Annotated in this window: 27 protein-coding genes; 10 read left to right on the top strand and 17 right to left on the bottom strand. The window is 70.2% G+C overall.

What is annotated here, in order from left to right; translation table 11 throughout:
* Positions 1-234 (top strand): helix-turn-helix domain-containing protein (locus FHW79_RS22395; protein WP_183180944.1); only part of this gene is annotated, 234 nt, incomplete at its 5' end.
* Between the two features lie 169 nt (positions 235-403).
* On the opposite strand, the gene FHW79_RS22390 is transcribed toward FHW79_RS22395, so the two are convergent.
* Genes FHW79_RS22390 through fliF form a run of 7 tightly spaced genes read right to left on the bottom strand, consistent with a single transcriptional unit; the run spans position 404 to position 6,011 of the window.
* A complete protein-coding gene (locus tag FHW79_RS22390; protein ID WP_183180943.1) occupies positions 404-1,045 on the bottom strand; it encodes a hypothetical protein in 642 nt (213 codons plus the stop codon).
* 25 nt (positions 1,046-1,070) lie between these two features.
* Positions 1,071-2,099, bottom strand: coding sequence for a flagellar motor switch protein FliG (locus FHW79_RS22385; RefSeq protein ID WP_183180942.1), 1,029 nt, complete (start codon positions 2,097-2,099; stop codon positions 1,071-1,073).
* Between the two features lie 9 nt (positions 2,100-2,108).
* Entirely contained in the window at positions 2,109-2,432 is a 324-nt protein-coding gene (locus tag FHW79_RS22380) for a hypothetical protein (protein ID WP_247884536.1), read from the bottom strand.
* A 4-nt stretch (positions 2,433-2,436) separates the two neighbouring features.
* Positions 2,437-3,219 (bottom strand): flagellar type III secretion system pore protein FliP, encoded by a 783-nt coding sequence (fliP, locus tag FHW79_RS22375; protein ID WP_145678079.1) that lies wholly within the window; start codon positions 3,217-3,219, stop codon positions 2,437-2,439.
* A 34-nt stretch (positions 3,220-3,253) separates the two neighbouring features.
* Positions 3,254-3,595: a flagellar motor switch protein FliN gene (gene fliN, locus FHW79_RS22370; protein WP_014200132.1), complete on the bottom strand. Its 342-nt coding sequence runs from the start codon at positions 3,593-3,595 to the stop codon at positions 3,254-3,256.
* Positions 3,583-4,314, bottom strand: coding sequence for a FliH/SctL family protein (locus FHW79_RS22365; RefSeq protein ID WP_183180941.1), 732 nt, complete (start codon positions 4,312-4,314; stop codon positions 3,583-3,585). The genes fliN and FHW79_RS22365 overlap by 13 nt, the downstream gene beginning before the upstream one ends.
* Positions 4,314-6,011: a flagellar basal-body MS-ring/collar protein FliF gene (fliF, locus tag FHW79_RS22360; RefSeq protein ID WP_183180940.1), complete on the bottom strand. Its 1,698-nt coding sequence runs from the start codon at positions 6,009-6,011 to the stop codon at positions 4,314-4,316. Before fliF ends, FHW79_RS22365 begins: the two co-directional genes overlap by 1 nt.
* A 238-nt stretch (positions 6,012-6,249) precedes the next feature.
* Between fliF and FHW79_RS22355 the strand changes: the two genes are divergently transcribed.
* Genes FHW79_RS22355 through FHW79_RS22330 form a run of 6 tightly spaced genes read left to right on the top strand, consistent with a single transcriptional unit; the run spans position 6,250 to position 11,230 of the window.
* Positions 6,250-6,699 (top strand): flagellar basal body-associated FliL family protein, encoded by a 450-nt coding sequence (locus FHW79_RS22355; protein ID WP_247874058.1) that lies wholly within the window; start codon positions 6,250-6,252, stop codon positions 6,697-6,699.
* Between the two features lie 17 nt (positions 6,700-6,716).
* The gene (fliM, locus tag FHW79_RS22350; RefSeq protein ID WP_183180939.1) at positions 6,717-7,835 is read left to right on the top strand and encodes a flagellar motor switch protein FliM; all 1,119 of its coding nucleotides are present in this window, start codon (positions 6,717-6,719) and stop codon (positions 7,833-7,835) included.
* Positions 7,816-8,466 (top strand): DUF6468 domain-containing protein, encoded by a 651-nt coding sequence (locus FHW79_RS22345; RefSeq protein ID WP_183180938.1) that lies wholly within the window; start codon positions 7,816-7,818, stop codon positions 8,464-8,466. Before fliM ends, FHW79_RS22345 begins: the two co-directional genes overlap by 20 nt.
* A 3-nt stretch (positions 8,467-8,469) precedes the next feature.
* Entirely contained in the window at positions 8,470-9,204 is a 735-nt protein-coding gene (locus tag FHW79_RS22340) for a flagellar motor switch protein (RefSeq protein WP_183180937.1), read from the top strand.
* Between the two features lie 46 nt (positions 9,205-9,250).
* Positions 9,251-10,564 carry a flagellar hook-length control protein FliK gene (locus FHW79_RS22335; RefSeq protein WP_183180936.1) on the top strand — a complete coding sequence of 438 codons (1,314 nt, stop codon included), beginning with the start codon at positions 9,251-9,253 and terminating at the stop codon, positions 10,562-10,564.
* A 15-nt stretch (positions 10,565-10,579) separates the two neighbouring features.
* Positions 10,580-11,230, top strand: a complete 651-nt coding sequence (locus tag FHW79_RS22330) for a flagellar hook assembly protein FlgD (RefSeq protein WP_183180935.1) — start codon at positions 10,580-10,582, stop codon at positions 11,228-11,230.
* 74 nt (positions 11,231-11,304) lie between these two features.
* Here FHW79_RS22330 and FHW79_RS22325 read toward each other — a convergent pair whose 3' ends face one another.
* The 10 genes from FHW79_RS22325 to flgF all read right to left on the bottom strand — a co-directional run bounded on the left by FHW79_RS22325 (position 11,305) and on the right by flgF (position 19,212).
* The gene (locus tag FHW79_RS22325; protein WP_183180934.1) at positions 11,305-11,925 is read right to left on the bottom strand and encodes a NapC/NirT family cytochrome c; all 621 of its coding nucleotides are present in this window, start codon (positions 11,923-11,925) and stop codon (positions 11,305-11,307) included.
* Complete coding sequence (locus tag FHW79_RS22320) at positions 11,922-12,404, bottom strand: nitrate reductase cytochrome c-type subunit (RefSeq protein ID WP_035682930.1); 483 nt, start codon at positions 12,402-12,404, stop codon at positions 11,922-11,924. The genes FHW79_RS22325 and FHW79_RS22320 overlap by 4 nt, the downstream gene beginning before the upstream one ends.
* A gap of 11 nt (positions 12,405-12,415) precedes the next feature.
* On the bottom strand, positions 12,416-14,926 hold the full coding sequence (gene napA, locus FHW79_RS22315; protein ID WP_183180933.1) for a nitrate reductase catalytic subunit NapA: 2,511 nt from the start codon (positions 14,924-14,926) through the stop codon (positions 12,416-12,418).
* A 44-nt stretch (positions 14,927-14,970) separates the two neighbouring features.
* On the bottom strand, positions 14,971-15,264 hold the full coding sequence (locus tag FHW79_RS22310; RefSeq protein WP_183180932.1) for a chaperone NapD: 294 nt from the start codon (positions 15,262-15,264) through the stop codon (positions 14,971-14,973).
* Between the two features lie 7 nt (positions 15,265-15,271).
* Positions 15,272-15,448, bottom strand: coding sequence for a nitrate reductase (locus FHW79_RS22305; RefSeq protein ID WP_183180931.1), 177 nt, complete (start codon positions 15,446-15,448; stop codon positions 15,272-15,274).
* 210 nt (positions 15,449-15,658) lie between these two features.
* Positions 15,659-16,156 carry a hypothetical protein gene (locus FHW79_RS22300; protein WP_183180930.1) on the bottom strand — a complete coding sequence of 166 codons (498 nt, stop codon included), beginning with the start codon at positions 16,154-16,156 and terminating at the stop codon, positions 15,659-15,661.
* Between the two features lie 19 nt (positions 16,157-16,175).
* Positions 16,176-16,922, bottom strand: a complete 747-nt coding sequence (gene flgH, locus FHW79_RS22295; protein ID WP_109070353.1) for a flagellar basal body L-ring protein FlgH — start codon at positions 16,920-16,922, stop codon at positions 16,176-16,178.
* Positions 16,923-16,942: 20 nt separating this feature from the next.
* Positions 16,943-17,674: a flagellar basal body P-ring formation chaperone FlgA gene (flgA, locus tag FHW79_RS22290; protein ID WP_211108420.1), complete on the bottom strand. Its 732-nt coding sequence runs from the start codon at positions 17,672-17,674 to the stop codon at positions 16,943-16,945.
* 5 nt (positions 17,675-17,679) lie between these two features.
* Positions 17,680-18,465, bottom strand: a complete 786-nt coding sequence (gene flgG / locus FHW79_RS22285) for a flagellar basal-body rod protein FlgG (protein WP_094305780.1) — start codon at positions 18,463-18,465, stop codon at positions 17,680-17,682.
* Positions 18,466-18,483: 18 nt separating this feature from the next.
* The gene (gene flgF, locus FHW79_RS22280; RefSeq protein WP_014200151.1) at positions 18,484-19,212 is read right to left on the bottom strand and encodes a flagellar basal-body rod protein FlgF; all 729 of its coding nucleotides are present in this window, start codon (positions 19,210-19,212) and stop codon (positions 18,484-18,486) included.
* 143 nt (positions 19,213-19,355) lie between these two features.
* Here flgF and FHW79_RS22275 point away from each other — a divergent pair, with 143 nt between their 5' ends.
* The 3 genes from FHW79_RS22275 to FHW79_RS22265 all read left to right on the top strand — a co-directional run bounded on the left by FHW79_RS22275 (position 19,356) and on the right by FHW79_RS22265 (position 23,691).
* On the top strand, positions 19,356-21,773 hold the full coding sequence (locus tag FHW79_RS22275) for a hypothetical protein (protein ID WP_247884535.1): 2,418 nt from the start codon (positions 19,356-19,358) through the stop codon (positions 21,771-21,773).
* A gap of 70 nt (positions 21,774-21,843) precedes the next feature.
* Entirely contained in the window at positions 21,844-22,731 is an 888-nt protein-coding gene (gene motA, locus FHW79_RS22270) for a flagellar motor stator protein MotA (protein ID WP_109070357.1), read from the top strand.
* Between the two features lie 9 nt (positions 22,732-22,740).
* A complete protein-coding gene (locus tag FHW79_RS22265) occupies positions 22,741-23,691 on the top strand; it encodes a flagellar motor protein MotB (RefSeq protein ID WP_183180928.1) in 951 nt (316 codons plus the stop codon).

Here is a 23,691-nt window from a genome sequence, read left to right as displayed (position 1 = left end):
TCCGGCGCCGACCCGCTCGACAAGGTCATCGACGTCTACATCTGCAAGCTCCGCAAGAAGATCGCCGAGGCCACCGGCGGCGCCCGCTACATCGAAACCGTCTACGGCCGCGGCTACAAGTTCGAGGCCCCGCCCGAGCATGAGGACCCTGCCCCGGCCCTGCCGGCACGCCGGGTGTTGCCGGGCTACGCGGCGTTCGGGCGCGGGGTTGGCGAAGCACGGCTGGCGGGGTGAGGGGGAAGTGGTTGCGTCGAGCCCCCACCCTGCCCCTCCCCCGCTGGGCGGGGGAGGGAATAAGATTTGCGGGGGAGAAACCTCCCTCTCCTGCGAAGCGGGGGAGGGAAGGGGCCCACGGCGTGAGCCGTGGGAAGGGTGGGGGCCCGGCGCGACCACCTCCCACGCCCTACCCAGACCAGTCCGCGCTGAGAGTCTCCTCCTCCAGATCCAGCCAGGCCCCGGCCAGCGGCCCCACCGTCAGGTCGCCGCCCAGGCCCGCGTCGCCCATCGCTCCGGCGAAGCCGTCCTGCATATCGGCCAGCGCGGCGGAGGACAGACCGCCGCCGGTCTGCAGCGTCACGTCGAACCGCCGCCCCTCCCCCGCCGCGACGAGTTGCACCGCGCCCAGCGCTGGCAGCCGCATCTGCAGGACCAGCGCGCTTCCCATCTGGAGGTCCGCCCCGTCGGAAATGGCGCAGAGCAGAGCGCGGCAGCCGCCCGCCGCCGTGCCGTCCATCACCGGGATGCTCATCACCCGCCACTCCCGGCCGTCGGCGGTGCGGCGGTGGCGCGGCGCCAGCGCCAGGTCGAGGTCGTCCAGCAGGGCGCCGCCGTCGAGCTGCTCCAGCAGGCGGCAGCGCTTCGGCCCCAGCCACGCCCGCGCGCCGTTGGCGGTCGCCGCCAGGAAGAAGGCCAGCCCGAGGCCGAAGGTGGAATCGCAGCGCGGCAGCCCGCCGCGCAGCTCTTGCGCCGCCCGTGGGTCCAGCGCCTCCACCACCGCCAGCAGATGGCCAACCTCGGCGACCGCGTCCGGCATCAGCATACCCATCGGTAGACGACTCAGTAGACGACCATCAGTACACAACGGCGTCCGCTTCGTCCGATTGCGGAAGGACGATCGCCCCGTCGTCGGCCATGGCCTTGGCGACCTGCACGATCTCCGCCTGCGCCTCGTTGACGTCGCGCATGCGCACCGGCCCCATGTTCTCGATCTCGTCCTGCAGGATCATGCGCGCGCGCTCGGACAGGACGGACAGGAAATGGTCGCGCTGCAGCGCCTCCGCCCCCTTCAGCGCGATGGCCAGCTGGCCGGTGTCGCAGCGCCGGATCACCGCCTGCAGCGACACGCGGTCGAGCCGCAGCAAATCCTCGAAGGTGAACATGAGCTGGCGGATGCGCTGGGTCGAATCCGGCATCACCGCGTCCAGGTCGGTGAAGATCTCCGCCATGGTGTCGCGGTCGATGCGGTTGAAGATGTCGGCCATCCGCTCGTGCGTGTCGGCGCCGTGGGTGCGGGCGTAATTGGCCATGAACTCGTTGTGCAGGATGGATTCGATGTCCAGCAGCACCTCGCGCTGCACGGATTCGATCTGGATCATCCGCTCGATCACCTCCAGCCGCAGCGCCGGGGCCAGCAGCGGCAGCACCTTGGCGGCGTGGTCGCTGCGCATGCGGGACAGGATGACCGCCGCCGTCTGGGGATATTCACCCGCCAGATAGGTGGCGAGCACGGCCTCGTTCACGTTGGACATCTTCTCCCACATGGTGCGGCCGGCCGGGCCGCGGATCTCGCCCATGATCTCCGACACGCGGTCGTCGGGCAGGAAGCGGGAGAGCATGCGCTCCGTGCTGTCGTAGGAACCGACGACGGAACCGGTGTTGGCGAAGCGCTCCGTGAAGCTGCGCAGCAGCGCCTCGACGAGGTTGGAGGTGACGTTGCCCAGGCTGGCCATGGCGCGGCTGACCATGCGGATCTCGTCGTCGTCCAGCTTCTCCATCAGGCGGGAGCCGCGCTCCTCGCCCAGGGCCAGGAAGATCACCGCGGTCCTCTCCGACCCGCTCAGGCTCTTGAAATTGTCTCGGATCTTGATCGGCATGCCCATGCTGGCACCTCAGAAGAAGCGGTCGGCGGTCAGGGTGGAATGGTCGGAGTCGTCATCCCGTTCCAGCGGGCGGTCGCCCTGCAGGCGGTCGTGACGGAAGGCGTTCGCCAGGACGCTGCCGGCCACCAGCACCATGCGGTGCGGCACCAGCGGGTTGGGGTCGAGCGCGTTCAGGAGGGTGACGACGGCCGTCTCGTCGTCCACCGTGACGCCCCGCCGCCGGGCGAAGGCGGTCACGCTGTCGGCCATCCCCGACGCCCCGGCGGGCGGTGCGGCGGGCGGCGCCGACAGGCCGGCGGAGGGAACGGCGGGCAGCAGCCTGGGCTCGGTCATCGCGTCAGGTTCCCCCATAGGAGCGGATCAGGCTGTTGGCGATCAGGAACCAGCCGTCGGTCAGCACGAAAAAGATGATCTTGAAGGGCAGCGCGATCATCACCGGCGGCAGCATCATCATGCCCATCGCCATCAGCACCGCCGCCACCACCATGTCGATCACCAGGAAGGGCAGGAAGATCAGGAACCCGATCTCGAAGGCGCGGCGCAGCTCCGACAGCAGGAAGGCCGGCACCAGCACGCGCAGGTCGGCGGTGGCCGCCGTCTTGGGCTGCTCCGCCTCCGGCTTGCCGGTGAAGCCGGCGAAGGCCGACAGGTCCTTGTCCCGCACCTGGGAGGCCATGAAGTTGCGGAAGGGCTCGACCATCCGCTCCAGCCCCTGCTCCTGGGTCACCTGCTCGTTCAGCATGGGGCGCAGCCCGTCCTGCCACGCCGCGTCGAAGACCGGCCCCATGATGTGGAAGGTCAGGAACATGGCGAGGCTGATCAGCACCATGTTCGGCGGCGACTGCTGAAGCCCGAGCGCGGAGCGCAGCAGCGACAGCACGACGATGATCCGGGTGAAGGAGGTCGCCATGACCAGCAGGCCAGGCGCCACGCTGAGCACCGTCAGCAGGACGATGCCCTGGATGACGCGCCCGGACAGCGACCCGCTCTCCCCGGTGGCGCTGCCGAGCGCGCTGCCGATGGAGGACAGGTCCAGCCCACTGCCCTGCGCCCAGGCCGCCGCGGGAAGCAGCGCGGCGAACGCCAGGGCAAGGGCGGGCGGAAGCAGGCGTCGGATCATGGCGGGACCCCCGTGGATGCGGTGCCGAGGGGGGTCAATCGATCGCCAGATCGGTGCGCACGATCTCGGTCAGCGTGACGCCCAGCCGCTGGTCCTCGACGATGACCACCTCGCCGCGGGCGACCAGACGGTGGTTGACCAGCACCTCCACCGGCTCGTCGACCTTGCGCTCCAGCTCCACCACGGCGCCGCGGCCGAGCTTCAGGAGCTGCGCCACCAGCATGCTGGTGCGGCCGAGCACCACCTGCACATCCACCGGGACGTTGTAGATGGCGTTCATCGAGCCGCCGGCGATCGCCGCGGCGGGGATGCCGGCGGCGTCCTTCTCGGCGGGCTTGGCGTCGTCTTCCAGGACGTCGAGGTTCAGTGGGGCCATGATGCGGTGCTTTCCGTGTCGGTGAAGAGGTCATGTTCGGTGGACAGGGCGGCCAGCGCGCGGTCGCACAGGCCGTCGACGGCGCGTTCCACCGCCGCCGGGTCGTAACGCAGGCCTCCGGCCTCCCAGGCGGCGTCGAGCCCGCCGGGCGGCAACGACGGGTCGGTGACGACCTCCAGCGCGCCCTTGAAGCCAAGGGAGTCCGGGTCGGCCAGCCGCGCGCGGACGGGCTCCGCCAGATCGGGATGAACGCGCAGCCGCAGCCGCGGGGACCCACCGGCCAGCCGCAGGGCGTCCGCGGCAAGCCGTTCGGTTTCCGCCGCGCCGATCCGCTCCAGCAGCGCCGGGGCGAGGCGGCGGACGAGCGCCAGCATCACCGCCGACCCTTGCGCCTCGACCCCGCGCAGGGCGTCGGCGAAGCGGTCGTCCAGGGCGGCGAGCTGTTCGTCGAGGTGGGAGAGCGCCTGCGCCAGAGCGGCGTCGGTGCGCGCGGCGGCCTCCGCCGCCCCCTCGCGCCGGCCCTGATCGATCCCTTCGGCGAAGGCGCGGACTTCGGCACCGTAGACGGCGGCCTGGAGATGGCGTTCGGAATGGACGATCTCGTCGAGCGGATCGACGGGGTCCGGCTCGGGAGGGGCGCCGAACTCCGCCGCCGCCTGCGCCGCGGCCTGGGCCGTGCTGTCGAAGCGCAGGTCGAAGCGGTAGCGCGGGTAGCCCATCAGACCGCCTCCTCGTAGAGCCAGGAGCGCAGGATATCGATCGCCTCATCGGGATACTGGTCGACGATGTCGCCCAGCCGGCGGATGGAGGAGGCGCGCACCCGGCCCTCCACCGTGCGCAGCTCGATGAGCTGGTCCATCGTCTCCTCGATGCCCGGCAGGGCCGCCGCGGACTCGCCCGCGTCGGTGAGTTGGGCCGCCTGCATGGCGGGGTCGCCGCCCATGGCCGGCCCGGTGAGCTGCGGCATCGCCGCTCCCGCGGCCAGCGCCGGAGTCGGGGCCTCGGCCGCCACCGGCTCCGGCGCCGGGAAGACGCGGCGGATCAGCGGGCGCAGACCCAGCACGATCAGCAACCCGCAGAGCACCAGCAGGATCACCCACTGGATCAGCGTCATCACGTTGCGGCTGAGCGTGTCGACGATCTCCGCCATCGGCTCGCGGGCGCCCAAATCAGGAGCGAGGGTGGCAAACTCCAGGTTGTCCACGGTGACCCGGTCGCCACGCACCTCGCTGAAGCCCATGGCGGAGCGCACCAGTTCGGTGATGCGCTGCAGCTCCTCGGGCGAACGCGCCTCGTAGCGGCGGGTGCCGTCCTGCGCCGTCGCCCAGGTGCCGTTGACCAGCACGGCGACGCTGACCCGGCGGATGTCGCCCGGCTCGATCACCGTTTCGCGGGCGACGTTGGAAATTTCGTAATTGACCGTCTCCTCCTGGCGCTTGGAGTCGGAGGAGGAGCGGTTGTTCTGGGCCTGGGCGCGGACCTCGCGCTGCGGCAGGTTCTGCTCGGCGGTGACCGGCGGCTCGCCCGTGCTGTCCAGGCTGCGGTCCTGCTCCTGCACCGTCTGGGTGGAGCGGACGACCTGGCTGTTCGGGTCGAAGCTCTGGCTGCGCACGACCTCGCGCTTGGTTTCGACGTCGACAGCAACCTGAACGCGAACATTTCCCTGCCCCAGCCGTGCCACCAGCATCTGCTCAATGGCGCGGGAGATGCGTGTCTCGTGCCCGGCGCGCAGCCCGTCGACCTTCGCCGAGGAGCGCACGTCGCCGTCCTCCTCGGTCAGCAGCACCTCGCCGGAGGCGTCGAGCACGGTGACGGCGCTCGGCTTCAGGTTGGGCACGGCGGCGGAGACGAGGTGGCGGATGGACAGCGCCTGCCGCCGCTCCAGCGGCGCCCGGCCCCGCATCCGCACCACGATGGAGGCGGTGGGCGTGGGGGCGGCGCGCGAGAACTCCTCGCGGTCGGGCAGCACGATGTGGACCCGCGCCGCCTCGATGCCGGACAGCGTCTCGATGGTGCGGGCCAGTTCGCCTTCCATGGCGCGCAGCCGGTTCATCCGCTGCATGAAGCTGGTGATGCCCAGCGGCTTGTCGGTGTCGAACAGCTCGTAGCCGATGCCGCCGCGCGACGGCAGGCCCTGTTCGGCCAGCAGCATGCGCAGCCGCGGCACCTCGGCCTCCGGCACCTGGACGGCGGTGCCGTCGAAGGCGGCGGACACCGGCACGCCCATGGCCTCCACCGCCTTGACGATGCGCCCGGCCTCCGCCGGTTCCAGCCCGGTGTAGAGCGGCGTCATGTGCGGCCGCGACAGCAGAACCGCCATGGTGGCGACCGCCAGGACGATGCCGACGCCCGTGCCGGCCAGCACCAGAAGGCGCGTGCGCCCAAGCGTCCGCAGATTGTCGATCAGTCCCGTCACGACACCCGCACCTTTAAAGTTTCCGAAAAGCGGGGACCGTAATGTTCACCCCGTGAGCCTTCACAACCTACCGGGATGACTTTTAAGCGGAGTAAAAGCCGCGAAGATCGACCGGAAGGAAGTCGCTAAAACTTGATCGTTTAAAACAGTCTCTCAAATTTTCGGTATTTTGGAGGCGCCGGCCGCGATGAATACAGATGCTGGAAAGGCAAGGACGGGAACGCCGGGCCGGCAGCGGATGTACGTCATCGTGCTGCCGCTGGCCCGGCTGGCGCTGGGCGCGGCCGCCCTGTGCGGCGTCGCCGCGGCCGGGTTCGGCGGCTACTGGATGGCCGTGGGGCCGGACGGGGTGGCTCGGCTCTTCGAGGGCACGCCCATCGCAGAGCCGGCCCAGGCGACGCTCGACATGCCGGAGCTGCTGGTGAACCTGCGCCCCGACACGCCGTCGCGTTTCATGAAGATCGGGGTGACGCTGGCCCTGGCGCCCAAGGACCGCGGGCGGGTGGAGCAGGCGATGCCCCACCTCGTCAACGCCCAGCAGGAGTTCCTGCGCAACATCGACCAGCACGACCTGCGCGGCTCCGCCGGTCTGCTGCGGCTGCGCGGGGAGCTGCGCCGCCGCTTCAACCTGATCCTCGGCCCGGACACGGTGTCCGACGTCCTGCTGCGCAGCCTTCTCACCCAATAGCCGACCCAGAGGAACGGATGAGCACTCCCATCGACACGGATGACGGCGGCGGCGAAGACGGCGGCCATGGCGGCGGCACCGGGGACGACCTCGACTGGGGCCTGGACAGCGGCTCCGGAGAGTCCGAAACCGCCACCCTGATGGCCGACACCAAGGAGTTGAGCCAGGAGGAGATCGACCGCCTGCTGAACTTCGCCGTCGGGCCGCAGACGGAATCCGCCGGGCAGACCCGCGCCATCGAACGGCTGATCAGCACGACGACGGTCAACAAGGACCGCCTGCCGATGCTGGACGTGGTCTTCGACCGCATGGTCCGGCTGCTCAACACGTCGCTGCGCCAGTTCTCCTCGACCAGCGTGGAGGCCAGCCTGCTGCGCATCGACTGGCTGCGCTACAACGAGTTCCTCGACACCATCGAGCTTCCGGCCCTGGTCGGCGTCGCGCGGGCGGAGCAGTGGGACAACCACATCGTCGTGTCGGTCGACAGCGCGCTGATCTACTGCATGATGGACGTGCTGCTGGGCGGACGGCGCAGCCGCGCCCGGCGCATCGACGGGCGCACCTACACCTCCATCGAGCGCAAGATCACCGAGCGGCTCATCCGGGTCATCCTCCAGGATCTCAGCCAGTCCTTCGACCCGATCACGCCGATCGACTTCACCTTCGACCGGCTGGAGACGAACCCGCAATTCGCCACCATCACCCGCGCCACCAACGCGGTGATCCGCGTGCGTATCGCCGTGGAGGTGGAGCGCCGCGTCGGCCATGCCGAGGTGGTCATCCCCTACGCCACGCTGGAGCCAGTGCGCGGCAAGCTGGTGCAGACCTTCATGGGCGAGAAGTTCGGCCACGACACGGTGTGGGAAAGCCACCTGAAGGCCGAGCTGATGCGCGCCAAGCTGGACCTCGTCGCGGTGCTGCAGCAGACGCAGGTCTCGCTGGGCGAGGTGCTGAACTGGGAAAAGGGCACCTCGCTGAAGCTGCGCATCGACCCCGACGCGCCGGTGGTGCTGCAAAGCAAGACCACCCCCCTCTTCGCCGGCCACATGGGCCAGCGCAACGGCAACATCTCCGTCAAGATCGACACCGACCTGGAGACCAAGCAGGAGCTGATCGATGGTCTCATTCCTCATTGACGCCGTCCTGGCGGTCATGCTCGTCACCGCCACGGTGTTCCTGGTGATCGTCAACAAGCGGCTGAAGGTGATGCGCTCCAGCCAAGCCGAGATCGGCGCGCTGATCGGCACCTTCTCCAAGACCATCGACGAGACGGAGGCCTCGGTGCAGCGGCTGGTCGCCGCCGCGACGGAGGCGTCCGCCAAGCTGTCCGACGGGCTCGACCGCGCCAAGGACGTAACCGAGGAGGCGGCCCTGGTGCTCGGCTCCTGCGAGCGGGCGTCCAAGCGCATCGAGGCGTCCGTGCAGGAGGCCCGCGCCCTGGTCCGCCGGCTGGAGGACGGCCCGGCGCCGCGCCCGCGGCCCCGCCCGGTCCCGCCGCCCGCAGCCGTCGGAGAGCCGGTACCCGTCCCGGCGAACGGCGCCCCCACGCCGGACAGCGACGCGGCGGAGGACGAGGACGGTTTCCGCCCGATGCGCGTCGCCGCGCTGGCCGGGGCCGCGCTGGCCGGGGCCGCCGCCCGCCCGGCGGAGGAACCGCCGCCCGTCGCGGAGGAGGCCGCCGAATCCATGGCGGAAACCAACGGCGCCCGGCAGCAGGCCGCCAACGCCTTCTACGCCCGGCTGCGGGCCATCGGACCGGAGCGCTGAGCCATGCTGCGCGTGCTTCCCATCACTCTGGTGGCGATCCTGATGGTGCTGCCGCTCAAGCTCGGCTCGCTGATGGAAGGGCTGCCGGTGGTTGCCCAGCAGTTCGATCGCGAGTTCGGCAAGCATGAGCGCCCCTGGGCCAAGGACCTGAAGGCCGGTGCCGAGGCATCGCCGGACGCCGTGCCGGAGCCGCTCCCCGCCCTGGCCGGCCCGGCGATGGCGGCGCTGCCGATGACGCCGGCGGCCCTTCCCGCCGACGCCGCGCTGCCCGCGGCGAGCTGCACCGACCCGGCCCTGCGCGCCGCCATCGCGGAGCAGAAGGCCGACGTGACCGCCCGCACCCGCCATCTCGGCGAGGCGGAAGCGGTGCTGGCCGCCGCCGAGACCCGCGCCACCGCCCAGATCCAGAAGCTGAGCGCCATCAAGCGCGACGTGGAGGCTCTGATGCAGCAGCGCTCCAACCTCCAGCAGGAGGATCTGAAGCGCATGGTGACGATCTACGAGACGATGAAGCCGCGCGACGCCGCGCGCATCTTCAACGACCTGGAAACCGACATCATCATCGACGTGCTGGACCGCATGGCCGAGCGCCGCTCCGCCCCGATCATCGCGGAGCTGGAGGATGGCAAGGCGCGCGAGGTCACCCGCCTCGTCCTGCAACGCCGCGCCCTGCCCGGCGACCGCCCGCCGCCGCCCGCCCCGCTTCCCGTCCGCCTGATGCAGACGCCGACGAACTGAACCCGGCCCGGCTGCCAGACACGCGGTTCTCTCACCAAGAGACATCATGCCCAGCCTTCCCGACGTCATCGCCGCCCCGCCGCCCCGCCCCGCCCGTTCCGCGGAAGGAACGGCGGCGCCGTCCCCCGGCGCGCCGGGGGAGCGCGAGGCGTCCGGCACCCCCTTCGCCGACCTGCTGGACGACGCGGCGGAACGCGGCGGCGCCGAAACGGACGGGGAGCAAGCGGACTCCTCCGCCCAAACCGGTGGCACCCAAACCGGTGGCGCGCCGGCCGGCGCCGACGCCGCTCTGGCGGCGCTTCTGCCGCTGCTGAGCGCACCGCCGCCAGCGACAGCGCCCGGCATCGCGACGGACGGGGCCTTGCTGGACTCCGTGCCCTCGACCAGCGGCCTGCCCGTGGTGCCCCCCGTCGCGGCACCCCCGGCAGAAAGCGCCGCAGCACCTCAGCCTCCGGTTCCGGCGCAACCCGGTTCGCCGCCGCCCGTCGCCTCGCTGCCGACAGTGCCCACCACCCCGGCACCCCCGGACGCCAGACCGGACGGGACGTCGCCGCAGGCCGCGACCGACGCCGCGGCACCCGCCACCCCGCCCGTTCCCCTGCCGGCTTCCGGCGCCAAACCGGACTCGGCCCCGCTGTTTCAAACCAAGGACTCCGCGACGCCCGCCAAAGGCGACACGGCGCAGGCTCCCTCCCCCCAGCTTCAGCAGGCGATGGCCCAGGCGGGCGGCAACGCCGCGTCCAATGGTGGCACCGGCCAGAATCCGGGCCAGGGGCAAGGACGCGGCAACCCGGCCGGACCGGAAGCCTTGTCGACGCTCTCCTCTCCGGCGGACCCCGTCGGCGCGCCGCCGCTGCCCACGGCCCTTGCCCCGCCGGCCGCCCACGCGGCGGCCCACTACGCGGCGCACCCCGGTGAGAGCGCCGCGGCGCGGCTGCCCGCCGCCCAGGTGGCCGGCCAGTTGGTGCGCGTCGTCGAGGCGGGCGGCGGCGAGTTCCACATCGACCTGAAGCCGGAGGAGCTTGGCCCCGTCCGCGTCGTCGCCGAGTTGAGCGGGGCCCGCGTCGCCCTGCATGTCCAGGCCGAAAGCCCGGAGACGCTGGCCCTGCTGCGCCGGGACATCCATCACCTGGAACGCGCCCTGTCCGACGCCGGGTTCGAGCTGGACGGCGGCACCCTGAACTTCTCGCTGCGCGGCGACAGCGAGCCGCGCGGCTTCGCCTTCTCCGGCCAGGGCGACGGGACGGGCGGACGGGAGGACGGCCCCGGACGGGCCTTCCGTCTCGCCGATTCCTCCGGCCCCCTGCCCTCTGAACGCGCCGCCCGCCCCATCGACGGCCTCGTCGACATCTCCGTCTAGCCGCAAGGACCCGCCATGACCACGACCGCGGCCACCAACACGGCCACCACCCCCCCCTCAACCGCCGCCAAGAAGCAGACGGTGGATTACGAGGCGTTCCTGAAGCTGCTGACCGCGCAGCTGCGCAACCAGGACCCGCTGTCACCGATGGACGCCACCCAGTTCATGACGCAGCTCGCCCAGCTCTCCACCGTGGAGCAGGGCGTGCGGACGAACGAGACGCTGGGGCAGGTTCTGGACACGCTGAAGAACAGCGGCATGCGGCTGGACATGGCCTATCTGGGCCGCAAGGTGGAAGCCGCGTCGGACCGCATCAGCCTGTCGGAGGGCAAGGCGGAGATGGCCTACGCCATCGACGGGGCCGCCGCGTCGGTGAAGATCGAGGTGGTGAACGACGCCGGGCAGGTCATCTACAGCGCCCCCGGCAGCCCGAAGACCGGCCGGCAGACCTTCACCTGGGACGGCAAGCGCAGCGACGGCGCCACCGCCGCAGACGGCACCTACCTTGTGCGCGTGACGGCGAAGGACAAGGCCGGCGCGTCGCTGACCACCGCCACCGTGACGACCGACACGGTGAAGGAGGTGCGCAGCGTCAACGGCGAGACGGAATTCGTCCTGAAGGGCGGCGCCGTCGTGAAGGGAACGGACATCCTGTCCGCGTCGTAAAATCCGTCTTCAACAAACGAAAAACCCCTTCTCCCGGGACCGGAAGAAGGGGTTTTTCGTTGTGAGGCGTCGCGTCACTTCGCCGACACGGTCCCGTTCCAGCCGGGCTCGACGCCCTTCATGTCGGGAAGCCGGTGGGCGATGCCCTTGTGGCAGTCGATGCAGGTCCGCTCACCCGTGAACAGGTAGGTCTCGTGCATCTTGGCCGCCCGCGGGTTCTGGCGGGTGATGTCCATGGATTCCGCGCTGTGGCAGTTGCGGCATTCCAGGGAATTGTTGGATTTCAGCCGGTCCCATTCGTGGGTGGCCAGCTCCAGCCGCTTGTCGAGAAACTTCTCGCGGGTGTCGATGGTGCCGAAGATCTTGCCCCAGACCTCCTTCGACGCCTGCATCTTGCGGCCGATCTTGTGCGTCCAGTCGTGCGGGACGTGGCAGTCCGGGCAGGTGGCGCGCACGCCGGAGCGGTTGGTGAAGTGGATGGTCTGCTTCAGCTCCTCGTAGGGGTTGTTCTTCATCTCGTGGCAGGAGATGCAGAAGGCCTCCTTGTTGGTGACCTCCAGGGCGGTGTTGAAGCCGCCCCAGAACATCACGCCGGCCAGGAAACCGCCCAGCGTCAGGAAGCCCAGGCTGAAATGCACGCTGGGCCGCGAGAAGACGCGCCAGAAGCGCCCGGCGAAGCTCAGAAGGCCCTTCATTTGGCGCCTTCCTTTCCACCGGCCAGAATGCTGTCGATGTCGCGGAAGCGGTTGCCGGTGATCGGCTGGGCGTCGGTCTGCGGCACGTGGCACTGGGTGCAGAAGTAGCGCCGCGGGCTGACCGCGCCCAGCGTCTGGCCGTCGCGGTCCTGGAAGTGGGTGACCGAGATCATCGGGGCCTGCGAGCCCTCGGTGTTCTTGCGGTCATGGCAGGTCATGCACTTGTTGATGTTCAGGTCGATCTGGTAGTCGCGGATCGCGTGCGGGATCAGCGGCGGCTGGTCGGCGTAGTTCCGCGCCCGCTTGTGATCGTCGGTGATCTCCTTCGCCATCGGGTCGGCGGGAATCTCCTGGGTGATCGGGTGCGGGCCGGAGGGAACCTTCGCGGGGGCGGCGCCGTCCGCGGCGAACACGCCGGACACCAGGAGCGGCATGGCCGCGGCCAGCGCGAGGGCGGCAAAGGTGATGCGGGTCTTCATGGACGGGCTCCTCACGCGACAGGAATGATCTTGACCGCGCATTTCTTGAAGTCGGTCTGCTTGCTCAGCGGGTCGGTGGCGTCCAGCGTCACCTTGTTGATGAGCACCGTGTGGTCGAAGAAGGGCACGAAGACGAGGCCCCGCGGCGGCTTGTTGCGGCCCCGCGTCTCGACCCGCACCCGCACCTCGCCACGGCGGGAGGCGATGCGCACCTCCTGCCCGCGCCGCAGGTTCAGGTCCTTGGCGTCGTCGGGATGGATGAAGACGACGGCGTTGGGGAAGGCCTTGCGCAGTTCCGGGACGCGCAGCGTCATGGAGCCGGAGTGCCAATGCTCGACCACGCGGCCGGTGCAGAGCCAGAACGGGTAATCCTTGTCCGGCGATTCCGCCGCCGGCTCATAGGGCAGCGCGAAGATGTTCGCCTTGCCGTCCTTGTTGCCGTAGAAGCGCACGCCCTCGCCCGCCGGAACATAGGGGTCGAAGCCCTCGCGGTAGCGCCACTTCGTCTCCTTGCCGTTCACCACCGGCCAGCGCAGGCCGCGCTCCTGATGGTACATGTCGTAAGGAGCCAGATCGTGGCCGTGGCCGCGCCCGAAGGTGGCGTATTCCTCGAACAGGCCCTTGTGTACGTAGAAGCCGAAGGCCTGCGATTCGCGGTTCTCATAGGCCGGGTCGCAGTCCGACAGCGGGAAGGCGTTGACCTGACCGTTGCAGTACAGCACGTCGTAGAGGGTCTTGCCGCGGACTTCCGGCTTCTTGGCGATCAGCTCCTCCGGCCACACCTCCTCGATCTTGAAGCGCTTGGAGAACTCGATGATCTGCCAGAGGTCGGAGCGCGCCTCGCCGGGCGCGCCGACGAGCTGGTGCCAGACCTGGGTGCGGCGCTCCGCGTTGCCGTAGCCGCCTTCCTTCTCCACCCACATGGCGGTCGGCAGGATCAGGTCGGCGGCCAGCGCCGTCACCGTCGGGTAGGCGTCCGACACGACGATGAAGTTCTCCGGGTTCCGATAGCCCAGATAGGTCTCGTTCGCCGTGTTCGGCGCCGTCTGCATGTTGTTGTTGCACTGGACCCAGTAGGCGTTGAGCTTGCCGTCCTTCAGCATGCGGTCCTGCTGGACGGCGTGGTAGCCGACCTTGTCCGGGATCGTGCCCTCGGGCAGCTTCCAGATCTCCTCGGCGTGCTTGCGGTGTTCCGGGTTGGTCACCACCATGTCGGCGGGCAGGCGATGCGAGAAGGTGCCGACCTCGCGCGCCGTGCCGCAGGCCGAAGGCTGGCCGGTCAGCGAGAAGGGGCCGCAGCCCGGCTGGCTGATTTTTCCGGTCAGCAGATGGATGTTGTAGACGAGGTTGTTGGCCCAGACGCCGCGGGTGTGCTGGTTGAAGCCCATGGTCCAGAAGGACATGACCTTCACCTTGGGGTCGGCGTACAGCTCGGCCAGCGCCTCCAGCCGGTTCTTCGGCACGCCCGACAGCTCGTGCGCCTTCTCCAGCGTGTAGGGTTCGACGAACTTGGCGAACTCCTCGAAGGAGATCGGGTCGGACTCGTTGGCCTTGGCGACGTTCTTCGCCTTCTGCTCCAGCGGGTGCTCGGGCCGCAGGCCGTAGCCGATGTCGTCGCGGCCGCGCTTGAAGTTGACGTGCTTGGCGATGAACTCCTGGTTCACCCGGCCCGTCTTGATGATGTGGTTGGCGATGTAGTTGAGGATCGCCAGATCGGACTGCGGCGTGAAGACCAGGCCGATGTCGGCGAGGTCGAAGCTGCGGTGTTCATAGGTGGACAGGACGGCGACCTTACAGCCCTCATGGGTCAGCCGGCGGTCGGTGACGCGGGTCCACAGGATGGGGTGCATCTCCGCCATGTTGGAGCCCCACAGCACGAAGGCGTCGGCCTGCTCCATGTCGTCGTAGCAGCCCATCGGCTCGTCCATGCCGAAGGTGCGCATGAAGCCGACCACCGCCGACGCCATGCAGTGGCGGGCGTTGGGGTCCAGGTTGTTGGAGCGCAGGCCCGCCTTCATGAACTTGGAGGCGGCGTAGCCTTCCATGATCGTCCACTGGCCGGAGCCGAACATGCCCACCGCGGTCGGACCCTTCTTCTTCAGGGTCTCCTTCCACTTGGTGGCCATGATGTCGAAGGCTTGGTCCCAGGTGATCGGGGTGAACTCGCCTTCCTTGTGGAACTGGCCGTCCTTCATGCGCAGCAGCGGCTGGGTCAGCCGGTCCTCGCCGTACATGATCTTGGACAGGAAATAGCCCTTCACGCAGTTCAGGCCGCGGTTGACCTCGGCCTTCACGTCGCCGTGGGTGGCGACGATGCGCCCCTCCTTCACCCCGACCATGACGCCGCAGCCGGTGCCGCAGAAGCGGCAGGGGGCCTTCGACCAGGTGAGCTTGGCATCGGCGCCGGCCGTCAGGGTGCCGGCCTCGGCGGTCTGGAGGGCGGCCGGCAGGCTCACACCGGCCGCCGCCGCCGCGGTCACGGCGGCTTGGACCTTCAGATAATCACGGCGGGTCAGGGACATAGGGGGGTGCCTCCTGGGGCGGGTCGTCTTTTCTTGGACGGACGTCAATGGGCGTGGGGGACGAGAGCGGTGTCGGCGGGCATCGGCTCCGCGCAGCGCTCGGCGTCCTCGTAGTGGTGGTAGACCAGCGTGGTGGTGTGGACGCCCGCCATGGCGTTGATGTCGGCGATGCGGTCCAGGACCTCGGCCTCCGTCGCGGTTTCCAGCGTGACGATGGCCTTGCCGTTCTCCGACGCATGCCAGTCGGCACCGGCGAGCGCGCAGACCACCTCCTTCAGGGCGGCGGTGCGGTCGGGCGCGTGCTGGATGACGAGGCTGGAAATGTGCAGTTCGGGCATGGCCGCCTCACATCCCGCCGGAATGGGACAGGATCTGGTACATCCAGACGGAGAAGCCGTAGGCCCCGACCATGCCGATTGCCAGGAACGGCCAGATCAGGATGGACAGGACGAAGAAGACCAGCCCCTCGAAGCGGCGGGTCGGGGCGGCGGCAGTGGCGGTGCGGGCGGGCGGCGCGTTCATGGCGATCCCATGGAGTGATCGAGCGGTATCGCCGCGGAGCTTCATCCTTTCGCATCAGGAGTGGCTTGACCGAGGTCAAGTGCCGGCACCGACTCAGCCCCTAAGTACCGGTACTTTCGTCGTTATGGACGTTTTGCCGCACACAACGCAAAACCCCTCCCCCGCTGGGCGCGAGGGAGGGGCTGACGACGCGAACCGGGATCGGACGGTTTACAGCCGGGTGTTTTCCTGGCGCATCAGGCGGTCGATCAGCACGCCGCGCACGAGGTCGGGGCCGAGCTGTTCGGCGGCGGCCTGCTTCAGGGATTTGGCGACGGCGGCGGGATCGACCGACGGGCCGTCGAAGGCGCCCGCCCCTGCCATGCCGAACAGGGCCTGGAGCAGGGCGTTGCGCGCGTGGGGAAGATGGCGGCGCAGCCGATTGGATTGCTCGACGCTGCCCGTCTGCAGGGTGATCTGGGTCAGGATGAAGGCGTTGGTGCGGCCCTCCACCAGCACCGGCACCATCAATTGCCCGACCTCCACATAGAAGGGGCCGGGACCGTCGCTGGGCAGGTCCGGCCCGGCGCCGGCCTGCTGCTCCGCCGCGGCCTTCTCGTCGGCGCCGAGCGTCAGCTGCAGGCGTCCGATGCCGTAGCCGACCGCCGCCGCCAGCGCGGCGCAAAGCACGAAGACCGAGTATCGGCTGGGTCCGGGGCGGTCCGCCATGGTCGCGTCTCCCCGCCGCTCAGAAGGGCATGATGATGTCGAAGACCTGCTGGCCGTAGCGCGGCTGCTGGACGTCGGTGATCTGGCCGCGCCCGCCGTAGGTGATCCGCGCCTCGGCGATCTTGTCGTAGTCGATGGTGTTCACGTTGGTGATGTCCTCGGGCCGGATGACCCCGGCGATGCGCATCTCGCGCAGCTCGTAGTTCACCCGCACCTCCTGCCGCCCGGCGATCACGAAGTTGCCGTTGGGCAGCACCTCGGTCACCACCGCCGCAGCGCGCATGGCGATGCGCTCGTTGCGCTGGATCGTCCCGGTGCCGGAGGAGGAGGAGGAGCTGTCCATGTCGACGAGGCTGGACGGGTTCACCGCGTCGGGCAGAACCGCGGGCAGCCGCGACTCCAGCCCGAAGAAGTTCGGCACGCCCGCCGACTCGGCGTTGGAGCGCTGGCGCTGCGTCTGGTTCTGCAACTGCGCCTGGTCGGCGATGTTGATGATGACGGTCAGCAGATCGCCCACCTGCTTGGCCCGCGGGTCGCGGAAGAAGTCGCGGGACCCGGTGCGCCACAGCGAACTCGGCACCTGCTCGTTGGTGTTGGGGCGCGGCATCGGCATGGAAATGACCCGCGCCTCGGGCGCCATGGCAGGGTTGGAGATCTCCGACAGGCGCGGCGCCTGCCCCACGTCGGCCAGACGCCCGCAGCCGGCGAGCGCCACCGTCAGGGCGAGGAAGGGAAGCAGAACGCGGCGGGGCGGGAGCGTGCGCATGGCGGTGTCCTTGAGTGGACTCAGAATTTCGCGGGAGCCGCATTGGCCGGCATGGCCTCGGGCGGCCCGGCGACGGTGACGGTCTGCGGCCCGGTGATGGTGCCGGTGACGACGATGTTGCTGGCGATGTTCATCACCCGCACCAGTTCCCCCACCCCACCGTCCTGCAGGGCGCGGCCGCGCGCCATCAGTTGCAGCGGCCCGTCCTCGTAGACGAGGCTGACCGGCTTGTTACGCTGGACCACCAGCGGGGCGCCGACCGCGGAGGTCTGGATCAGCCGCCCGGCCGAGAGCTGGCGGCGGCTGGCCAGCCCGGCCAGAGCGTCGCGGGAGGTGACGACGGCGCCGTTCAGCCGCTCCAGCGGCATCGGGATGGTGGTCAGGTCGCTGTCGGCGATCACCTCGCCGGGCAGGATGCGGCGCGTCGGCACCGGCACCTCGACCATGATGTCGGCCTTGGCCTTGATCTCCAGGACGCGCCCGTTGCTGCTGACCAGCGCGCGGACCAGCCCGCCGCGCGGGTCGTAGGACAGGTCGCGCACCGCCTCCACCGGACCGGAGAAGGGCACGGTCAGCACCACCGACACCCGCGCGTCCGACGGCACCGCCGGGCCGAGCGAGGCCGCCAGCTCCTGCGCCAGCAGCGCCTCCACGGCGCCCTCGCCGTCGGACAGGGAGGCCGCCTGGGCAGGCGCGCAGAGCAGGTGCAGAGCCAGCGCGAGGCCGGTGAGACGCCGAACGGAACGCCGCATGGCGGTCACCGCATGTTGGAGAGCGTGGAGGCCATCTGGTCGCCGGCCTCGACCACCTTCGCGTTCATCTCGTAGGCGCGCTGGGCGGAGATGAGTTCGGTGATCTCCTGGACGACGTTGACGTTGGAGGATTCCAGATACTTCTGCCGGATGGTGCCGAAGCCCGCCTGCCCGCCGGTGCCGTCCTGCGGCTCGCCCGAGGCCGGGGTGGCGCGGTAGAGGTTGTCGCCCATCGCCTCCAGCCCGGATTCGTTGACGAACACGGTCATCACGAGCTGGCCGAGCACGCGCGGGCGGGTCTGCCCGTCCACGAAGGCCTGCACCTCGCCCGACGCGTTCACGGCGATCTCCCGCGTGCCCTGCGGCACGGTGACCTCCGGCAGCACCGGATGGCCGTCGCTGGTCACGATGGTGCCCTCCGGCGACAGCTTGAAGCCGCCGGCGCGGGTGTAGGCCGTCTCGCCCGCCGGCATGCGGATGTTGAAGTAGCCGCGCCCCTCGATGGCGAGGTCCAGCTCGTTCCCGGTCGAGGTCAGGTTGCCGGTCGTGTTGATGCGGTTGACCGCCCCTGGACGCACGCCGAGACCGACCTCGATGCCGGTCGGGATGATGGTGCCGGCGTCGGTGGACTGGCTGCCCTGGCGCCGTTCCGACTGGTACATCAGATCCTGGAACTCGGCGCGCCCGCGCTTGAAGGCGGTGGTGTTGATGTTGGCGATGTTGTTGGAGATGACTTCGACGTTCAACTGCTGGGCCATCATGCCGGTCGAAGCGATGCTGAGCACGCGCATGGACGCAATCTCCTGGTTTTAAGCGGATTTGCCGAGGCGGTTGATGGCGGAGCGCAGCAGGTCCTGCCCGTCGTCCATCATGCGGGTGACCGACTGGTAGTCGCGCGTCAGCTCCATCATCCGCGACATCTCGGCGATGGACTGGACGTTGGATTGCTCCACCTTGCCCTGGATGATCCGGGTGTCGGGGGCCGGCAGGGGCTGGGCGTCCACGGCGTCAAACAGCACGTCCCCGGTCTGGGCCAGCGCCTGCGGACTCTCGAAGCGGACGACGCGCAGCCGGGCGATCATCTCGTTGTCGGCGGAGACCAGCCCGTCGGTGCCGATCTCCATCCGGCTGCGGTCGGCCGGGATGACGATGGGCTGCTGGTTGTCGTCCAGATAGGGGAAGCCGCCGGCGTTCACGAGCTGCCCGTCCACGTCGCGGCGCATCCGCCCGTCGCGGGTGTAGCGCGGGCCGTCGGGCGTCTGCACCTGGAGCCAGCCGTCGCCGTCCAGCGCCACGTCGTAGGGGTTGTCGGTCGGCTTCAGGCTGCCGGCGGTGAAGTCGGTGTAGGTGGCGCGGTCGATGGTGAAGGCGATCTTGTCGGACGGCTTCATGCCGCCGCGCTCCATCGCCGCTTCGAACAGCATGCGTTCACCGCGGAATCCCGCAGTGTTCATGTTGGCGATGTTGTTCGCCACGACATCGAGCTGCCGACGCAACGCCACTTGCCGCGACAATCCAATGTAAAGGGGATTCTCCATCGCCGGACACCTTCGGTTTGAACGCCGCCTTAACCTAGGTGATGCAGTTTAAAGCCGGGTTTCAACCTGGGGCGCCGCGACGGGAACTGACCGGTGTCTTGGGGGATTTGATTCCGATTTAGATAAAATTTGGGGCAGTCGCGATGCATCCCTGCCGGACCCTGTCCATCTCCCTGGCCCTGCTGTCGGTCACCACCGCCCTCACCGCGCCCGCGAGCGCAGCGGACTCCACCCCCGCCCCCATCACCGTGCAGACGGGCGACCACGCCGACTTCTCGCGCTTGGCGCTGGTCAACGCGCAGGGCGCCCCGGCGGTCGATGTGGGAAGCTGCGGCGGGCGGATCGCCTTTTCGCAGGCGGTCCCCTGGCCGCTGGAAGCGCTGAACGGCACCTATTCGCGGCGGCTCACCGGCTTCCAGACGGCCGAGGACGGACGCAGCCTGACCATGGACTGGCCCTGCGGCGCCCGCGTCACCGTGCGCCGGGAGCGCCGCATCACCTTCATCGACGTCACCGACCCGCCCCGCCCGGCGCGCAAACCCGGCGCCCCGGTCCCGGCGTCCGAAGGCGTCCTGCTGGCCGAGGCGCCCGGCGCGTCGGTCTTTCCGATGATCGCGCCGCCACCGGTTCCCGAACCGGCGCCTGCCCCAACAACGCCCATCAGCCTCGCCGACCGGCTGAACCCGGTCGCCAGCGCCAAGGCGCAACCCATCGTCCAGGCGCCGCCCGTGGTGCAGGTCCCGTCACCGGTCGCGTCTCAACCGATCGCCAAAGCCCCGCCTCCCGCCCCGCCGCCGAAGCCGGAACCCGCCCGGACGGTGGCCGCCGTGCCGCCGTCAGCCATGCCGCCGGTCGCGGCCCCCACTCCCACCGTCCAGACCGATCCGCCGATCCGCGCCTTCGACCTGGACGCCTGGGCCGGCGACGACTACCCCGCGCGCAAGCAGCATCTGGAGCAGCGCATCGCCGAGAGCCAGGGCCGCGCGCGGGTGGACGCGCTGCTCGCCATGGCCCGCTTCACGCTGGCCCGCGCCCTGCCGGAGGAGGGCCGCGCCGCGCTGGACGCCGCGGAGAGCCTGACGCCGGGGCCGGACCAGCGCTACGAGCTGCGCCTGCTGCGCGACGCCTTCCGCGCGCTCGACGGCACCGCCGATCCCGACGACAGCCAGTTCGTCCGCGCCCAGCCCAGCCCAGCCGCCGCCGACCACCATGTCTGGCGCAGCGCCACCCTGGCCCCCAGCCGCTGGACCGCGGCGAAATCGAGCCTGCCCATCGCGCTGAAGCGGCTGCTGTCCTACCCCGCCGACCTGCGCGGCCGCCTGCTCACCCTGCTCGCCGAATCGGCGGGCGATGCGGCGGACGGCGCGTCGCTGAACCTGATCGTGCTGGAGATGATCACGCTGGACGGCATCGGCTCCATCGACGGGCGGCTCGACTTCTTCCGCGGCCGTCTGGCGGAGCTGCACAACGAAACGGCGGAGGCGCTGACCCACTACAAGCGCGCCGCCGCCCTGCCCAACCTCTACGGCCACCGAGCGCAGGTGCGCTCCATCGAGCTGCGGCTGGCCAGCGGCGCGCTGGACGATCCCGGCGCCATCGCGGAGCTGGAAAGCCTGCGCTACGCCTGGCGCGGCGGCGACGTGGAGACGGACGCGCTGGCCGCGCTGGGCGCCGCCTACACCCGCGCCGGGCGGATCGACGCGGCGCTCGACATCTTCGGCCTGCTGGGCCGCCGCTTCGGCGCGACGGCGCGCGGGCGCGCGGCGCTGACCACCGGGCGCGGGCTCCTCGACGCGGTGATCGGTCATCTGGAAACGACCCCGGGCAGCGCGCTCGACGCGCTGTCCCTCCAGGTGCGCTACGGCCGCACGGTGGCGCTGACCGACGACGACGCCGGAACGCAGCAGCGCCGGCTGGCCCGGCTGCTGGCCCGCGGCGGCTTCATGCTGGAGGCCGCGCGCCTGCTCCACACCGTCGCCGAAGCCACGCGCGGCGCCGAGCGCGCGGCGGTCGGGCTGGAGCTGGCCCGCGTGCTGCTGGACGCCGGGCGCGGCGCGGAGGCGCTGGCCGTGCTGGACCACACCGCCGGCCCCGCGCCGGACGCCACCGCCGCTGACCCTCAAACCGCCAAGCGCCGCGCCCTGCTGCGCGCCGAGGCCTTCGCGGCGGAGGGTGAAGCCATGCGCGCCTTCGACGCGCTGCGCGGCTTGACCGGCCCCGAGGCGGCGCGCATCCGGGCGGACAGCCTGTTCCGCGCCGGCGAGTGGCCGGCGGCCCGCGCCGCCTACGCCGAGTTGCTTGGCGGACAGGATGCGCCGCTGCCAGACGACATCGCCTTCCACGCGCTGGCCGCCTTCCGGGCGGGCGACGACGCGGCGGTCACCGCCGCTGCGGAGCGCCACGGCAAGGCGCTGGCCGGGACCCGCTGGGCCGGGCTGCTCGACGCCCTGGCCGTCCCGCCCGACCCGGCGGGCAAGCCGCTGTCCAGCGCCACGGTCAGCGGCCAACTCGCCGCCGCCGACGCGCTGGCCGGCATGGTGCGCCGGTGGAAGACGCCCTGAAAGCGTCCGCCTTACACGACGGCTCCCTGAGCCCGATCCCCCTTTTCGGCCGAGCCGGAGGACTCACATCATGCGTTTGCTGTTCGGAATCGTCGCGGTCTTCCTGAGTGTGCTGGGCGGCTTCGCCGCCATGGGCGGGCGGATGGGCGTGCTGTGGCAACCCGTGGAGATCGTCATCATCGTCGGCGCCGGCATCGGCGGCTATGTCATCGCCAACTCCATGGCGGTGCTGCGCGCCACCGTGCGCACCATCGGCGCGGTGGCACGCGGGCGGCACACCAGCAAGGACGAGTATCTGGACCTCATCTCCCTGCTTTACGCCCTGCTGCGGCAGGCGAAGTCCAAGGGCGTGTCGAACATCGAGAGCGACATCGACAAGCCGGACGACAGCCCGATCTTCGCGCAGTACCCCTCGGTCTTCCGCCAGCCGCGCTGCGTCACCTTCCTGTGCGACTACATGCGCCTGATCGCGCTCGGCCAGGACAACCCGCACGACCTGGAAGCCCTGATGAACGAGGAGATCGAGACCATCGGGCGCGAGCTGAACCAGGTGCCGAAAGCGCTCCAGAATCTGGCCGACGCGCTGCCGGCGCTGGGCATCGTCGCCGCCGTGCTGGGCGTCATCAACGCCATGAGCGCGATCAGCGAACCGCCGGAGGTGCTGGGCCACATGATCGGTGGGGCGCTGACCGGCACCTTCCTCGGCGTGCTGCTGTCCTACGGTCTGGTCGGCCCGATCGCCGCCGCCGCCCGCCATCGCCGCGAGGCGGAGCTGACGCTGTTCATCTGCGTGCGCGCCGCGCTCGGCGCCTATCTGCGCGGCAGCCCCCCGCAGGTCTGCGCGGAGTTCGCCCGCAAGGTGCTGTTCGCCGACACGCAGCCGAGCCTTGCCGAGGTCGAGGTCGCCACCACCCTCTCCTCGCAGGCGAAGGCCCGCGAGGCGAGCCAGCCCGCCTGAGGCCCCGCCATGCCCCGCAAGCGCATCGAGCCGACGATCATCATCAAGCGCCGCTATGGCGAGGAGGAGGAGGAGCACAACAGCGCCTGGAAGCTGGCCTACGCCGACTTCGTGACGGCGATGATGACCTTCTTCCTGATCATGTGGCTGATGAACATCACCACGGTGGAACAGCGCAAGGGCATCGCCGACTACTTCAACCCGGTGGCCCTGTCGCAGTCCAACTCGGGCGCCGACGGCATGCTCGCCGGGCGGGCGGTGGACAAGACGGGGGCGTTGTCCACCCCCAACGCACCGGGGGAGCACAGCGTGCCGGTGGCCGCTCCGCCCGTCGTCGCCTCGCTGGGCGAGAGCGACCGCGAGCCCGCCGGGCGCAAGGACCCCATGCCCAACCCGCCCGGGGGCCGGAGCCAGACGGACCGCGACGCGCGGGCGGAGTTGGAAGCCCTGCTCGACCGCCAGACCGCGGCGCTGAGCGAACAGCAGGGGTTGGAAAAGGCCGAACGCGACCTGCGCACCGCGCTGGAGACGATGCCGGAGCTGGGGGCGCTCGCCGGCAGCGTGGTCATCGAACAGACGTCCGTCGGCCTGCGCGTGCAGCTCACCGATCAGGCGAAGGTGTCGATGTACAACGTCGGCTCCGCCCAGATGAACGAGCAGGGGCGCCGCCTGATGCGGCTGGTCGCCGGCGCCGTCGCGTCGTCGCCCAACCGCCTCAGCATCACCGGCCACACCGACGCGCTGGGCTATGCGGACGGGGCGAAGTACGGCAACTGGGAACTGTCCAGCGACCGCGCCAACGCCGCCCGCCGCGAGTTGATCGCCGCCGGTGTACCGGCCCGGCGGATCGTCCGGGTGGAGGGCCGCGCCGACCTCGACCACCTCGACGGAGCCAACCCGCTGGCCCCGCAGAACCGGCGGATCAGCATCACCCTCCTGAAGGGCGCGGCGGGGGAATAG

The organism is Azospirillum sp. OGB3 (genome assembly GCF_014192915.1).
Taxonomy (GTDB): Bacteria; Pseudomonadota; Alphaproteobacteria; order Azospirillales; family Azospirillaceae; genus Azospirillum.
This window is presented reverse-complemented; position numbering and strand designations above follow the sequence as displayed.

Excerpts from the sequence above, each read along its gene's own strand:
- FHW79_RS22390 (WP_183180943.1), bottom strand. The coding sequence starts at position 1,045 with ATGGGTATGCTGATGCCGGACGCGGTCGCCGAGGTTGGCCATCTGCTG.
- FHW79_RS22385 (WP_183180942.1), bottom strand. The coding sequence starts at position 2,099 with ATGGGCATGCCGATCAAGATCCGAGACAATTTCAAGAGCCTGAGCGGG.
- FHW79_RS22380 (WP_247884536.1), bottom strand. The coding sequence starts at position 2,432 with ATGACCGAGCCCAGGCTGCTGCCCGCCGTTCCCTCCGCCGGCCTGTCG.
- fliP (WP_145678079.1), bottom strand. The coding sequence starts at position 3,219 with ATGATCCGACGCCTGCTTCCGCCCGCCCTTGCCCTGGCGTTCGCCGCG.
- fliN (WP_014200132.1), bottom strand. The coding sequence starts at position 3,595 with ATGGCCCCACTGAACCTCGACGTCCTGGAAGACGACGCCAAGCCCGCC.
- FHW79_RS22365 (WP_183180941.1), bottom strand. The coding sequence starts at position 4,314 with ATGGGCTACCCGCGCTACCGCTTCGACCTGCGCTTCGACAGCACGGCC.
- FHW79_RS22355 (WP_247874058.1), top strand. The coding sequence starts at position 6,250 with ATGTACGTCATCGTGCTGCCGCTGGCCCGGCTGGCGCTGGGCGCGGCC.
- fliM (WP_183180939.1), top strand. The coding sequence starts at position 6,717 with ATGAGCACTCCCATCGACACGGATGACGGCGGCGGCGAAGACGGCGGC.
- FHW79_RS22345 (WP_183180938.1), top strand. The coding sequence starts at position 7,816 with ATGGTCTCATTCCTCATTGACGCCGTCCTGGCGGTCATGCTCGTCACC.
- FHW79_RS22340 (WP_183180937.1), top strand. The coding sequence starts at position 8,470 with ATGCTGCGCGTGCTTCCCATCACTCTGGTGGCGATCCTGATGGTGCTG.
- FHW79_RS22335 (WP_183180936.1), top strand. The coding sequence starts at position 9,251 with ATGCCCAGCCTTCCCGACGTCATCGCCGCCCCGCCGCCCCGCCCCGCC.
- FHW79_RS22330 (WP_183180935.1), top strand. The coding sequence starts at position 10,580 with ATGACCACGACCGCGGCCACCAACACGGCCACCACCCCCCCCTCAACC.
- FHW79_RS22325 (WP_183180934.1), bottom strand. The coding sequence starts at position 11,925 with ATGAAGGGCCTTCTGAGCTTCGCCGGGCGCTTCTGGCGCGTCTTCTCG.
- FHW79_RS22320 (WP_035682930.1), bottom strand. The coding sequence starts at position 12,404 with ATGAAGACCCGCATCACCTTTGCCGCCCTCGCGCTGGCCGCGGCCATG.
- napA (WP_183180933.1), bottom strand. The coding sequence starts at position 14,926 with ATGTCCCTGACCCGCCGTGATTATCTGAAGGTCCAAGCCGCCGTGACC.
- FHW79_RS22310 (WP_183180932.1), bottom strand. The coding sequence starts at position 15,264 with ATGCCCGAACTGCACATTTCCAGCCTCGTCATCCAGCACGCGCCCGAC.
- FHW79_RS22305 (WP_183180931.1), bottom strand. The coding sequence starts at position 15,448 with ATGAACGCGCCGCCCGCCCGCACCGCCACTGCCGCCGCCCCGACCCGC.
- FHW79_RS22300 (WP_183180930.1), bottom strand. The coding sequence starts at position 16,156 with ATGGCGGACCGCCCCGGACCCAGCCGATACTCGGTCTTCGTGCTTTGC.
- flgH (WP_109070353.1), bottom strand. The coding sequence starts at position 16,922 with ATGCGCACGCTCCCGCCCCGCCGCGTTCTGCTTCCCTTCCTCGCCCTG.
- flgA (WP_211108420.1), bottom strand. The coding sequence starts at position 17,674 with ATGCGGCGTTCCGTTCGGCGTCTCACCGGCCTCGCGCTGGCTCTGCAC.
- flgG (WP_094305780.1), bottom strand. The coding sequence starts at position 18,465 with ATGCGCGTGCTCAGCATCGCTTCGACCGGCATGATGGCCCAGCAGTTG.
- flgF (WP_014200151.1), bottom strand. The coding sequence starts at position 19,212 with ATGGAGAATCCCCTTTACATTGGATTGTCGCGGCAAGTGGCGTTGCGT.
- FHW79_RS22275 (WP_247884535.1), top strand. The coding sequence starts at position 19,356 with ATGCATCCCTGCCGGACCCTGTCCATCTCCCTGGCCCTGCTGTCGGTC.
- motA (WP_109070357.1), top strand. The coding sequence starts at position 21,844 with ATGCGTTTGCTGTTCGGAATCGTCGCGGTCTTCCTGAGTGTGCTGGGC.
- FHW79_RS22265 (WP_183180928.1), top strand. The coding sequence starts at position 22,741 with ATGCCCCGCAAGCGCATCGAGCCGACGATCATCATCAAGCGCCGCTAT.